This window comes from Acinetobacter sp. ANC 3781 (genome assembly GCF_004331285.1).
Classification (GTDB): Bacteria; Pseudomonadota; Gammaproteobacteria; order Pseudomonadales; family Moraxellaceae; genus Acinetobacter.
Genome location: NZ_SJOH01000008.1, coordinates 73313 through 86956, shown reverse-complemented (window position 1 = coordinate 86956; position 13644 = coordinate 73313). Strand labels below are relative to the sequence as shown.

13 protein-coding genes and 1 riboswitch are annotated in these 13644 nt (G+C 42.6%); of the genes, 6 read left to right on the top strand and 7 right to left on the bottom strand.

What is annotated here, in order from left to right:
- Positions 1-3: 3 nt before the first annotated feature.
- From E0H89_RS07730 to ftsW, 5 genes are all read left to right on the top strand, one after another.
- A complete protein-coding gene (locus E0H89_RS07730; protein ID WP_131216113.1) occupies positions 4-267 on the top strand; it encodes a FeoA family protein in 264 nt (87 codons plus the stop codon).
- A complete protein-coding gene (gene feoB, locus E0H89_RS07725; RefSeq protein WP_131216067.1) occupies positions 264-2120 on the top strand; it encodes a ferrous iron transporter B in 1857 nt (618 codons plus the stop codon). The genes E0H89_RS07730 and feoB overlap by 4 nt, the downstream gene beginning before the upstream one ends.
- Positions 2121-2168: 48 nt before the next feature.
- On the top strand, positions 2169-2417 hold the full coding sequence (locus E0H89_RS07720; protein WP_131216066.1) for a DUF6587 family protein: 249 nt from the start codon (positions 2169-2171) through the stop codon (positions 2415-2417).
- Between the two features lie 161 nt (positions 2418-2578).
- On the top strand, positions 2579-3925 hold the full coding sequence (gene murD, locus E0H89_RS07715; RefSeq protein ID WP_131216065.1) for a UDP-N-acetylmuramoyl-L-alanine--D-glutamate ligase: 1347 nt from the start codon (positions 2579-2581) through the stop codon (positions 3923-3925).
- A 21-nt stretch (positions 3926-3946) separates the two neighbouring features.
- Entirely contained in the window at positions 3947-5143 is a 1197-nt protein-coding gene (ftsW, locus tag E0H89_RS07710; RefSeq protein WP_131216064.1) for a putative lipid II flippase FtsW, read from the top strand.
- A 14-nt stretch (positions 5144-5157) separates the two neighbouring features.
- Here the strand turns inward: ftsW and E0H89_RS07705 are convergent, their stop codons facing one another.
- The 7 genes from E0H89_RS07705 to E0H89_RS07675 form a co-directional block, all read right to left on the bottom strand.
- The gene (locus E0H89_RS07705; protein WP_131216063.1) at positions 5158-5391 is read right to left on the bottom strand and encodes a zinc-ribbon domain-containing protein; all 234 of its coding nucleotides are present in this window, start codon (positions 5389-5391) and stop codon (positions 5158-5160) included.
- Between the two features lie 50 nt (positions 5392-5441).
- Complete coding sequence (gene gluQRS, locus E0H89_RS07700; protein WP_131216062.1) at positions 5442-6374, bottom strand: tRNA glutamyl-Q(34) synthetase GluQRS; 933 nt, start codon at positions 6372-6374, stop codon at positions 5442-5444.
- Between the two features lie 2 nt (positions 6375-6376).
- Positions 6377-6904, bottom strand: a complete 528-nt coding sequence (gene dksA, locus E0H89_RS07695; protein ID WP_067722416.1) for an RNA polymerase-binding protein DksA — start codon at positions 6902-6904, stop codon at positions 6377-6379.
- Positions 6905-7113: 209 nt separating this feature from the next.
- A complete protein-coding gene (gene cpdA, locus E0H89_RS07690; protein ID WP_131216061.1) occupies positions 7114-7923 on the bottom strand; it encodes a 3',5'-cyclic-AMP phosphodiesterase in 810 nt (269 codons plus the stop codon).
- Between the two features lie 10 nt (positions 7924-7933).
- Entirely contained in the window at positions 7934-8554 is a 621-nt protein-coding gene (locus E0H89_RS07685; protein WP_131216060.1) for an NUDIX domain-containing protein, read from the bottom strand.
- Between the two features lie 77 nt (positions 8555-8631).
- Positions 8632-10527, bottom strand: coding sequence for a phosphomethylpyrimidine synthase ThiC (gene thiC / locus E0H89_RS07680; RefSeq protein WP_131216059.1), 1896 nt, complete (start codon positions 10525-10527; stop codon positions 8632-8634).
- Between the two features lie 110 nt (positions 10528-10637).
- Positions 10638-10766: riboswitch (TPP riboswitch) on the bottom strand.
- 90 nt (positions 10767-10856) lie between these two features.
- Positions 10857-11864 (bottom strand): hypothetical protein, encoded by a 1008-nt coding sequence (locus E0H89_RS07675; protein ID WP_131216058.1) that lies wholly within the window; start codon positions 11862-11864, stop codon positions 10857-10859.
- Positions 11865-12199: 335 nt separating this feature from the next.
- On the opposite strand from E0H89_RS07675, the gene abuO reads away from it, so the two are divergent.
- Positions 12200-13552 carry a multidrug efflux outer membrane protein AbuO gene (gene abuO / locus E0H89_RS07670; RefSeq protein ID WP_131216057.1) on the top strand — a complete coding sequence of 451 codons (1353 nt, stop codon included), beginning with the start codon at positions 12200-12202 and terminating at the stop codon, positions 13550-13552.
- Positions 13553-13644 lie beyond the last annotated feature (92 nt).

Sequence of the window (13644 nt, the reverse complement as noted above, 5' to 3'; positions counted from 1 at the left end):
GCGGTGCGTTTATCTGATTTAAAAGTGCAACAAACGGCCATCATCAGCAAAGTCAACAGAACTTTAGATGGCAATATTTCTCAAAACGATTTGGTCGCAAGCCGTTTAGAAACTCTAGGTTTTGTTCCGGGCACAAAAGTCCAGGTGATTACCAAAGGTATTTTTGGTGGTGATCCGATTTTGATTCAAGTTGGATTTACCCGATTCGCACTGCGTAAAGTTGAAGCTGAAAAAATTGAAATTAATCTTGAGGGAGCACCTGCATGAGTGATGCGCTACGTATTGCCCTGGTAGGTAACCCGAACTGCGGTAAAACATCATTATTTAACCATTTGACCGGTACCCGGCAAAAGGTTGCCAATTATGCCGGTGTCACAGTTGAACGTAAGGTCGGGCAGTTTACCTTACCATCTGGTAAACCGGTTCGTGTTCTGGATTTACCTGGAACTTATAGCTTGGATGCGACCAGTCCGGATGAAGCAATTACCCGCGATGTGGTACAAGGAAAAATTGCTGAAGAAGGGCAGCAAGATGCATTCTTATGTGTGGTTGATGCCACCAATCTGAAACTGCATTTAGGTTTAGTTTTGGAAATGATCGCGTTGGGTCGTCCGATTCTGCTTGTACTGAACATGATGGATGAAGCACGTCGCCGTGGCATGCAAATCAATACGCAAAAATTGGCGGAACGTTTAGGTATTCCGGTGGTGGAAACGGTTGCGGTGCGTAATTCAGGTATTGAAAACCTGATGAATGCGCTCGATCAAGGTAAATATTCGATTCCCCATACTGAACTCAGTGGCTTAACTGGCGACAATCATCAGAAAATCAGCACGATTTTGCATGATGTGGTGCATTCAGTCGATCAGGAAGATAAGCGTTCTGACTTTCTCGATAAAATATTTTTACATCCAGTCTTCGGTTTGGTCAGTCTTGCGCTGATGATGTTTGTGGTGTTCCAGGCGGTATTTGCTTGGGCTGCACCGTTTATGGACGGGATTGAAGCCTTCTTTGGTTGGTTCGGTGAATTCGTTGGACAGCATATTTCACATCCACTACTGAACAGTTTGGTGGTGGATGGCATCATTGCTGGTGCGGGCGGGGTGGTGGTGTTCCTGCCACAAATTTTGATTCTGTTCTTCTTCATTCTAGTCCTAGAAGAATCAGGTTATTTGCCGCGCGCTGCGTTCTTGCTGGATAAGCTGATGTTTAAAGCCGGTCTTTCAGGTCGTGCCTTTATCCCGTTACTATCCAGTTTTGCCTGTGCCGTCCCTGGAATTATGGCAACCCGCAGTATTAGCGACCCGCGAGATCGTTTAACCACGATTTTTGTTGCACCGCTGATGACCTGTTCTGCACGTCTACCGGTATATGCGCTACTCATTGCCGCCTTTATTCCGGAATATATGGTTTGGGGTGTGTTTAACCTGCAGGGTCTGGTGCTGTTTGCTTTATACATGGCCGGAATTGTCAGCGCACTGATTGTTTCTTTCATCTTAAAGTTTTTCCAAAAAGACAAATCACAACATATGTTGCTGATGGAATTGCCAAGCTACCGTTTTCCCGACGTGAAAAGTATTTGGATTGGTTTGCTGGATCGCGGCAAAATTTTCTTGAAACGTGTCGGTGGCATCATCTTCGCGTTGTCTATTTTGCTTTGGTTCCTGTGTACTTTTCCGCAGCCTCCAGAAGGCGCGACTTTACCTGCAATTGATTATTCGCTCGCAGGTATGCTCGGACACGTGATGCAACCGATTTTTGCCCCGCTGGGCTTTAACTGGCAGATCTGTATTGCCTTGATTCCTGCCATGGCGGCACGTGAAGTGGTGGTGGCTGCATTGGGCACGGTTTATGCCTTGTCTGCAGCCAATGATGATGCAATATCGCAAGGTTTGGCATCTATTATTAGCAGTGATGGCAGCCTTGGCTGGTCGCTAGCAACCGGTTTATCGCTTTTGGTCTGGTTTATTTATGCACCGCATTGTCTGGCAACCTTGGCAACGGTGAAACGTGAAACAGGTTCATGGAAAACCGTGAGCTTTATGACCGCTTATTTATTTGGTCTGGCTTATTTGATGTCGTTCCTGACCTATCAAATTGCATCGTACTATTTGGGTTAAGTGAATCGGGCTAAGTTGACTTAAAAATAATCTGTACAGGAGATTGAGATGATTGAAGTTGTGATTGTTGCGGCATTGGTGATTTGGAGTGCAATTGTGGTCTTCAAGAAAGTGTTTCCTCAGACGGCAAACTCAGTCTTCATGAAGTTGTCCAGTTTTTGTGATAAGCAAGGGTGGTCCACTCTGGCCAAGTGGTTAAAACCTGCCATGCTTTTAGGTTGTAGCGGAGGCTGTGGATGTTCTGCAACGGAAGACACTCAGAAAAGACCGGAAGTTCAAGCGGTAAAATGGAAGTAATTTTTTAATTTTCGCCCAATTCAAAAAAACCGTCTTTTATGACGGTTTTTTTACGCGCGGACACAAAAAAAGACGCATAAAGTCAAAACAGAAAAAGCATTCAAAAGAGCAAAGTGCTAACATTTTGTCAGTTTTAAAACATACCAAGATATGGGGTAAAAATGTTAATTCAACGTGGTGGATTAAAAGTCGTTGCAGGGCTCGGAATTTCAGGTGTTGCAGCAGTAAATTTCTTACATGAAAATGGCTACCGCGTTGCAGTAACAGATTCTCGAAAGACGCCTCCGGGACACGATCAAATTCCAGGCGAGGTTCAAACCAGTTTTGGTCAGCTCGATCAGGAGCTGTTATTGCAAGCCGAAGAAATTGTGATTAGTCCGGGGCTTGATCCAAAAATCCCTGAAATTCAGGCAGCGGTTAGCAAGGGTATTCCTGTGGTGAGTGAAATCCAGATTTTACGCCGTGCCACAGATAAGCCAATTATGGCAATCACCGGTTCAAACGCAAAAAGTACCGTTACTACCCTGATAGGTTTAATGGCGAAAGATGCGGGAATCAAAGTGGCAGTCGGTGGCAACCTGGGACGTCCGGCACTGGATTTAACCAAAGATAATCCTGAACTGTATATCTTGGAACTTTCCAGTTTTCAGTTGGAAACCACATCTAATCTAGATGCAGAAGTCGCAGTCGTCCTTAATTTGAGTGAAGATCACTTAGACCGTCATGGTGACATGATGGGCTATCACACCGCAAAACATCGCATCTTTCAAGGAGTGAAAAAAGTAGTCTATAACCGCGATGACTCACTGACGCGTCCATTGGTTCCAGATGTAACCCCGATGCAAAGCTTTGGTTTAAATGCTCCAGACATGAATCAATATGGCATCTTAAAAGAAGATGACGGCACAATCTGGTTAGCACGTGGTCGCGAGCGTTTACTAAAAAGTTCCGATATGTACATTCAGGGTACTCACAATGTAGCCAATGCTCTGGCATGCTTGGCGTTGGGCGAGGCGATGGGTTTGCCGCTTGAGTCGATGCTGAACACCTTAAAAACCTTTAAAGGCCTGGAGCACCGCTGTGAATTTGTCAAAGAGCTGAATGGGGTACGTTATTACAATGACTCCAAAGGCACCAATATTGGCGCGACCTTAGCTGCAATTGACGGTCTGGGCGCTGCCATTGAACCTAACCAAGGCAAAGTAGCGATTATTTTAGGCGGTCAAGGTAAAGGGCAGGATTTTACAGCCTTACGCGATGCCTTAACTAAATATGCAAAAGTTGCGGTACTGATTGGTGAAGATCGTGTAGTGATTGAAAAAGCGATTGCAGGAACAACGACATTGCTTCATGCAGAGTCGTTAAAAGAAGCGGTGGAATTATGCCAACAAAATACACAAGCCAATGATGTGGTGCTATTGTCACCTGCATGTGCAAGTTTTGATATGTTTAAAGGTTATAGTGAACGTGGACACCAGTTTGTTGAATGTGTGAACACACTTGCTTAAAAGAATGATAAGGAACGTTGTATGGCTGGGTTAGCTCAGACGACCATAGGTAAAATTAATCAGGTCTATAATGAGTGGGGAGCCAAAATCCCCGCTGAAGTTACGTCACGTAATGTACTGATTTTTTGTGTGATTGCTTTACTTTGTATCGGCTCAATCATGGTGGCATCAGCATCGATGCCCTATGCCGACCGTTTACATGAAAATCCGTTTCATTTTGTGATCCGACACGGAATTTCAATTTTAGTGGCAGGCATTGCAGCATTTCTGACTTATAAAGTCTCGCTCAATATCTGGTTCAATAATACCTTTCCATTATGGATTATGACCATTCTATTGCTCGCTGTGGTGTTGGTTGTCGGCACCGAGGTCAATGGTTCAACCCGATGGATTCGTATTGCTGGCTTTACCTTGCAGGCATCCGAAGTCGCCAAGGTCATGATGGCTATCTTTACTGCAGACTATGTAGTACGCAGGGCAGAAGAAGTTCGTAATAATCTGTCCGGTCTGTTCCGCTTAGGTGGAGTCATGGTAATTACCGTCGGTTTAATCCTGGCGGAACCGGACTTGGGCGCAACTGCAGTGATTGTCTTGATGATTTTAGGGGTGTTCTTTTTAGCAGGTGCACCACCGATTCAGTTCATCGGTTTTATGCTGGCAATTATCCTGGGTTTAGGAGCTGCGATTATCTTTGAGCCCTACCGTTTACAACGGGCCTTGTCTTTTACCGATCCTTGGGCTGATCCCTTAGGTACTGGTTATCAGCTTTCCAATGCCCTGATGGCCTTTGGCCGGGGTGAATGGGCTGGGGTTGGACTGGGACACAGTATTCAGAAAATGTCCTATCTTCCAGAAGCGCATACCGACTTTATGCTGGCGATTTTAGGTGAAGAGTTCGGTTTCCTTGGCATCAGTACCGTATTGATCTTATCCTTTACGATGCTGGTCTGTTGTATCAAAATCGGTCATCGTGCTTTGCAGCATCAGTATTTGCGTGCAGGCTATTTGGCCTACGGTATTAGCATTATTTTCTTGCTGCAAATTCTGGTCAATGCAGGCATGAATATGGGGATGCTGCCAACCAAAGGTTTGACCCTGCCGTTTATCAGTTATGGCGGTTCATCATTAATTATGTGTGCCGTGATGATCAGTTTAGTGCTGAAAATTGATGCCACTACTCAAAAAGCCAACCCGAGTAAAGAAGAATCCAGCTTCTAGCTTGAATCTGATGATCAATTCTGCTGGGTATGGGTTAATACTGTACTCGGCATCTCGGTGCCACAATTCAGACATTTCACGAATTCTCCTTTCGCCTTTGAAAGGGGAATCAGTGGGATAAAAAATAAAGAAAAATAATTACGCTGTTGTTTTAGTTCATAGGCACTTCTGCTTCTGCAGACCGGACAAACAAACTGACTTTTCTCGACGACTTTAGTTTTCGGACCCATTCCAAAAATAAAAAACATAGCCTGAACTCTTTTTAAGTTTTGTCTTTTAGCTTAGCGCATTTTTGATGTTATAAATAAGTGCCTTGCAGTTGCATTGTGTGGGGAATCTGTTGTATATCCCACTGGGCAATGGCTTGCTTGAGCATACGTTCTGGGGTGTCCAAATCAACTTCAGCTTGATGCAAGGCGCGAATCGCTTGTTGGAGTAATTCAGGTGCACGGTTGAGATCGAGCGCTTGCGCCATGTTCTGTTTAGAGAGCTTTTGTCCCTGATCGTTCATCGCCAAGGGCAGGTGCATATATTCAAGTTTGGGATAATCCAATACTGAACCAAGCCAGATTTGCCGTTCAGTGTTATCCAGCAGGTCTGCACCACGCACGACATGAGTCATGCCTTGCAGATAATCATCCACCACCACAGCCAGTTGATAGTTAATAATGCCATCACGACGCTTGAGCACAAAATCACCGAGCTCGTGTTGCAGATTAGAACAGTGTGTACCTTGCAGGCGATCACTGAAGCAAATTTCTTGATCGGATACTTTGACACGAATCGCTTGCTGCTCAAAAGGTAGCTTTAAATCACGGCAAGTTCCGGCATAGATATGATTGGAACCCAACATTTTGCGGGTACATTGGCAGGCATAGACCAGATGCTTTTGATGCAGTTGATCAATCACAGCATCGTAGATGTCTAGGCGGTCTTTTTGGAAAATGATTTCTGCATCAGCTTCTAATTGAAAGGCTTCAATTGAACGCAGGATATGCGCTTCACTACCAGGATAAATACGCGGAATATCGGTATCTTCAATCCGAACCAGCCATTTGCCTTTATGCGCACGTGCATCGCAATAACTGGCCACAGCGGTGATGAGTGAGCCAAAATGCAAAGGGCCGGTTGGCGATGGCGCAAACCGACCTGAGTAGCGAGACAGCGAAACATCGTTTCGCCGCTGCGCAAGAGCCGAGTTGTGCTCGGCTGAGGGATTCTCAACAGTCACAATTAACCGTTATTTTGCTTCTCTTTGATTTCTGCTAGAGTTTTGCAGTCAATACAAAGGGTTGCAGTTGGACGTGCTTCAAGACGACGCAGACCAATTTCAATACCACACGTTTCACAGAAACCATAGTCGTCGTTTTTAATCGCTTCAATTGATTGCTCAATTTTACGAATTAATTTACGCTCACGGTCACGTGTACGGAGTTCAATTGCAAACTCTTCTTCTTGTGTCGCACGGTCATTGACGTCAGGCAATGCAGTATTTTCATCCTGCATCGTGTTTAAAGTACGATCTACTTCAGACATTAGCTCTTCTTTCCATGCCAAAAGAATTTGGCGGAAATGTTCAAGCTGTCCTTCGGACATGTATTCTTCATTTTTTTTCGGCTGATAAGGTGCAATACCAAATAAGCTAGCAGTAGAACCACTTTCTGACGCTTTTGGCTTGGTTTTTCGCACACGTTTTGTAGATTTTTCGTCTACAACATCAGTTTGTTCGTCCAAGACTTGATTTTGGTTGTCATTCGCCATTTAGGACATTCCTCATCATATACGTATTATCTATACGCAAAAAATATGGTGATATGCAAGTGTTTTTATCCAACTCTCAGGAGATTCTCCTTCGAGGGCCGTCATCATATAGACTTTTTATGCTTTTTGATAGTCTTTGATGCCTGGATTCCATCTATCACGCTTTCTTTTGAAGCCATAAAATAATAGAAAAAAAGCAAAATGAAAAGTTAATAACCTGAAATTTCAACATTAATTTTTTGCTGCACCTTTTCGGTACGATGAATCTCAGTGTGTAACTCGCCATTTGCTTTCAAATGTAATACACGAAACCCCGGTGCCTCCTCATCTAGAGCAAAATCCTCACTTAAAGGTCTGAACTGGACACAGGTTGAAGGTGTCGAAAAAAACTGAATATTTTTCCATTCATTCAAGGAGTCTTGATGAACATGACCACTCACGACCGCTTTCACATTACTATGTCTGGCTAAAATATCGATTAAATTTTCAGTATTTTTCAATTTATGTTGATCAATCCATTTTGATTTCATATCGAAAGGATGATGATGACATGCAACAAGCACAAATTGCTGTTGGAATTGAGATAAAATTTGATCAAGTTGGTGCAGTTGCGCTTCCTCAATCCAGCCATCAGTTTTGTCACGCACAGCGCTATTTAATAACACGATGCTCCACCTGCCAAAATGAATCGCATGAACCCGATTTTGATTATGGTAGAAAGGGAACAGGTCAATATTGTCATGATTCCCAGGGATTTGATAAAACGGGATTCCTAAACTCTGCATAAATTCCAAATAACGAGTATAGGTTTCTTTCACCGGCACTTGGGCCAAATCACCGGTATGAATAATGGCATCTGCATTTGGATATTGCTGCTGAATTTGTTTCATGACGGCATGAAAACTATGTTCAGGATTCATATGCACAAATTCTAAATCTTCCTGATTCATCAAATGTGTATCTGAAATTTGAATAATGGTCCAGTCTTGCTGGGGTTCATGGCTATTGGATACAGTCATGTCTGACTCCTTAGACATTCCTGGTAGCTTGAATATGCTGTTGCAACCATTGCAATGCCATAATCACCGGTGCATTTCTTAAACGACCATTGGTGAGGAGATTGGCAATTTCACTGTAGTCAATCAAATGCAATTGAATATTTTCGCCTTCATCTGGCATCCCAAATACTCCGCCTTCTTGAGGAAGAGCGGCTTGTGCACTGTATAAATGGAACAGTTCTGAGCAGGCACCGGCAGATGGATAAAAGCTGAATAGATGCTGTAATTGATCAATTTCACAGCCTGATTCTTCTAGACTCTCACGGCGGATACAGCTTTCAGGCGATTCATCACCATCCAATACCCCGGCAATCACTTCCAGTTGCCAAGGTGAATCAGAATCATCCATTGCGCCGACACGAAATTGTTCAATTAAGGCAAATTTTTGCTGGGTATCATCATAGATCAGCACACCAGCAGCTTCAGGTCGGTGAATGAGTTCACGTTGAATGATGGGCGTGTATTCAGTCTGATTAAATAAACGATGTCGGAGACTGACTTTTTCAACCTGAATGAAGCCGCGGAAAAGATATTCACGTGACTGAATTTTGACTTCGTCGCTGTTATATGTTGCTTGCCTAATAATATTCATATAGCTCAGTCAGGATGAAAAGCAAGCACTCATCCTAACTGAGAATTTCATGAAAATAAAAGACTTTTTTTACCAAATTACAGCTTGTGGTACAATTTCTGACCATGTTTCTGATAAGTGGTTTTCATGGTTTCAAATCCTGCTGCTATCTCCGCATTTTGTTCTTGCCTATGTTCTGCATTACTTTGATTTTTCGCATAATCTCTCACATTTTGGGTGATTTTCATGGAGCAGAACTTTGGTCCGCACATCGAACAAAAGTGCGCTGATTTATGGGCTTCCTTGGGCATGGTTTCATCATGCATGCTGCGTGCGGTATCGGGGTCAAGACTTAAGTTAAACTGGTCTTCCCAGCGGAATTCAAAACGTGCTTTGGACAAGGCATTGTCACGCACCTGTGAACCCGGATGACCTTTGGCTAAGTCGGCAGCATGCGCGGCAATTTTATAAGTGATGATGCCATCTTTGACATCTTTCTTATTTGGTAAACCTAAATGTTCTTTTGGTGTGACATAACACAGCATCGCTGTGCCATACCAGCCAATCATCGCGGCACCAATCGCTGAAGTAATATGGTCATAACCCGGAGCAATATCCGTAGTTAAAGGCCCAAGGGTATAGAAAGGCGCTTCTTGGCAGACTTCAAGTTGCAGATCCATATTTTCCTTAATCATATGCATTGGCACATGTCCCGGGCCTTCAATCATGACTTGCACATCATGTTGCCATGCGCGATGGGTCAGTTCGCCCAAGGTACGCAGTTCACTAAACTGGGCTTCGTCATTGGCATCCTGAATACAGCCCGGACGTAAGCCATCGCCTAAACTGAACGATACGTCATAGGCTTTCATGATTTCGCAGATTTCATCGAAATGGGTATACAGGAAGTTTTCTTGATGATGGGCAAGGCACCACTGCGCCATGATGGATCCACCACGCGAGACAATTCCAGTTAAGCGGTTTGCCGTGAGCGGAACATAACGAAGCAGTACCCCGGCATGAATGGTAAAGTAATCTACACCTTGTTCCGCCTGTTCAATCAACGTGTCTTTAAAGATTTCCCAGGTTAAATCTTCGGCCACACCATCGACTTTTTCCAGTGCTTGATAGATCGGAACCGTACCAATCGGAACAGGCGAGTTACGGATAATCCATTCACGGGTTTCATGGATATTTTTGCCTGTCGACAAATCCATAATGGTGTCTGCGCCCCAGCGGGTCGCCCAGGTCATTTTCGCCACTTCTTCATCGATGCTTGAACCCAGTGCCGAGTTGCCGATGTTGGCATTGATTTTCACCAGAAAATTACGTCCGATAATCATCGGTTCAATTTCAGGATGGTTAATATTGGCAGGAATAATTGCACGACCTTCCGCGACTTCCTGACGGACAAATTCAGGCGTAATTTCGGTTAGGTTTTTCGCCCCGAAGTTTTGACCAACATGTTGACGCGCATCTACACCCTCAAGCTGGCGTTGATTTTCACGGATGGCAATATATTCCATTTCAGGAGTAATAATACCTTGACGTGCATAATGCATTTGGGTGACATTTTTCCCCGATTTTGCACGACGCGGCTTTTGAATATGGGCAAAGCGGATCTGTGCCGTGCGAATATCTTTTAGACGTTCTTGTCCAAAGGCAGAGGTTAGCATCTCTAAACGTTCAGTGTCTTGACGTTCTTCAATCCAGGTTTCACGCACATTGGGTAAACCTTTATTCAGGTCAATTGCAATTTCAGGATCGGTATACACCCCTGAAGTGTCATAAACCAGAATATCTGGATTCTGTTCGCCGCCTAAGCCAGTCGGGGTGTCGGTCAGTTCAATGGCACGCATCGGGACTTGAATATCCGCACGAGAGCCTTGGAGATAGACTTTTTTTGAAGCGGGTAAAATTCGGGTGAGATCTTTGGCATCTTGCTCATGTTGAGCAGAAATATCTGTTGCAGATAGATTCGTTAACTGGTTCATTGCAATGATCCTTATGAATGACATCAACGAATCAAGCACGACCAAAAACGTGGCAGATTTATCTGGTTTAATTCATTAGAAAATTAACAAACAGATAAATTGAAGGCTTCAGTTTTTAGATGCTTGATTCCTACGCAGGTTCTAACCTGATCAGGTTCAACGGTACTTGTGCTTAAGTTCTTTATAGAAAAGACTGACACAATCTCAGCGAGTAATTACTCGCGCTCCGTCAAGCGATGGACAAATATTAGCATGCCCAAGCACTAAAAAACATTCACATTAAATATCGCTTTTATGTCGTTCTATAAATTTTTAATTTAAAGCAAAAATTAAAGACATACTGAATCACTAAAACAGTGTCGTGTTTTAGACAGGCTTAAATTTTGTAAACCTAAATACTGGTCTAATTGTTTGAGCGTAAGCTGATTTTCAGACATCGACTGTTGTTGTTTTGAACTTAATTGAAGTGGAATTTCTTTTAAACGCTGCTGTTCAGATAATTGTAGAAATTGCAGAAATTTTGTAGCCTGAAGCGCTAAATACGAATTTTTGACCCGAGCTAATTTTTCAATTTCATCTAGCGAACTACTTTGAATTGAATATTGATCGGTATAAGTCTCAGAGACAGGCGAGTCGTTCATACCTTTAAATAAAAACTGGGTATACATGTGCAGTAAGTATTCTGCATCTTTGCGATAGCTACTTTTAGGATATTGATTTAAATATTCTTCCCAAAATAAGGCACGATTTGCAATCTCATGCGGCTCAATCATTAAGGTATTTTCAACAAACACTGGCATCATATTTTGTGTTGCCAAATTTTCGATAAAAACTTGTTCTGCTTGAGGCATATACGGGGCAAATATTTTGGCTAAGTATTCAGGACTACGACGATAATTGACTAAACCTTTACCTGCATCGAACAGCTCGATGTAGGCTTGCCCCTTGTGTTTCAATAAATATTGATCACGTAAATTCAGTTGTTCAAAATGGCTTTGTTGAATTGTAGGATGCTGGGCTAAATCAAAAGCATAGGTTTCAAAAGCCACTTGCTGTGACGGTGTTCTATCTACTGTTAAGAAGTTTTTATACATTTGATTGGACAATACTAGCAAATGCTTTTGTTCGGCAAATGTAGACAGCGGTAAGCATAATTTTAAATCTTGATTGATCTGTTCTAAGGCAAAAGTAGTTCGTTCTGCATTAATTGTGGACATATTATTTTCAATATTTTTACATAGCGAAGATAAATCTACCGTTTCATCTTGCTCAGATTGTTTTTGTACCTGTTCTGGAATAGGCTGTGGCTCAGGCTTTTGACATCCGAGCAAAAGCATCAAAATGACAAAAGGCAGGCATTTCTTTACAGAGAAATTTTTTTTGAAAGACACAGTCATTATATATCTGGATAAATGCGGCAAGGATTTTAACGGATTACAGGTATTCTATAGCTGAAAAGAATTTTGTCTGTGTAGTATTGTGCAGGAGTTTAGTTACCTGCTGTGATCAATGACCAACATTTTACAGATAAATGGATATAACATGGGCTGATTGTAAAAATTAATAAAAATCATACGGAAAAGTAGAAATATCATTCTAATATTGCATAGTTTTCTTTGAACTATGCGTGTTTACAGATGGTCTGGTACGGGGCAGGGATTTAGCATAAAAAATGAATATAAATATAGTCATCAGTGCATGTGTTTTGCTTGTAAGTCCGTGCAGTTATGCTTTGGATCTGGTGGAAGCTTATCAACGTGCAAAAAGTACTGATCCAAATTGGCAAGCCAATCTTTTACAGTATGAGGCGGACCAATTAAATCTGGGAATTGCGAAAGGAAATTTGCTTCCAACGATTAGTGTTTCTGGAAATGTCACACGAAAAAGCCAAGATACCAATCAGACCAGTATTCCTGGTTTTCCTCAGGACGCATTTAGTACATCTTCTTCAACGACTAAACAAATTGCCATGACTGCACGGCAACCGATCTTTCGTTGGGATGCGTGGGAAGGTTTAAAGCAAGTTAAAACCTCGGTTAGTCTGAGTGAAGTCAATTTACAATTACAACGCCAGGAACATATTTTAAATGTCTCTGAATCTTATTTTAATGTGCTGCGTCAACAGAGTTTAACCACTGCAAATTTACAAGAAGAAAAGGCCTTGTTGGAACAGCTCAATCTCATGAATGCGAAATTGCGCGAAGGTCTGGTTGCAAAAAGTGATGTCAGTGAAGCCAATGCGCAATATCAAAGTGCAAGAGCGAATCGTATTTCTACTCACGTGCAATTGATTTTGGCACAAGAGCAACTGGCACAAATCATTGGACCTTATCGTGAAAATTTGGCAGTACTCAGAGATGACTTTCAGTTTCAAAAACCTTATCCGGCAGACTTGGAAGCATGGACAGCTTTGGCACTGAGTCAAAACCTTTCTATTAAACAAGCCCGGATTCAACAGCGTTATGCAGAGGATCAGAAACGGATAGAAAAAGCCGCTTTATATCCGCAAATTGAAGCGGTAGGCACTTATGGATATGCCAAACAGTCCCCACAAAATGTCATATCCAGTGACGGTCAGTTTGATCAGCTAGGTGTGGAAATGAACTGGAATGTATATAACGGCGGACGCACGCAAAAATCCATTCAAAAAGCTGCAGTGAATGTGAGAAAAAGTGAAGCCCAGCTTGATGCTGCCATTCGTAAAGCCAGTACCGATGTAAAAAAATCCTATATGCAGGTGGAAACCGATCAGGCCAAACTACAAGCGCGTAAAGCTGCCATGGATTCGGCCACTATTGTTTCTGAAGCCTCTAAAGCCCAGTATCAGGAAGGTTTGAAAACTATGGTGGATGTGCTTTTGGCGCAACGAAATGCGTTTTCTGCCAAACAGGATTACTTAAATGCACAATATGATTATTTGATTAATGTGCTACGTTTGAAAGCTGCTGTTGGCAAATTAACAGAACAGGATGTTGAAGCAATGAATGCTTGGCTGATCGATAAAGCAGTCCAGCCAGCCAGCTAAACATTTAGAGGTTTGTCATCAAAGCTTCATATTAGATATGATTTAATATTGACCAAAATTTTTAATCCTAAAATTGCTGTTGTGGAGTACGC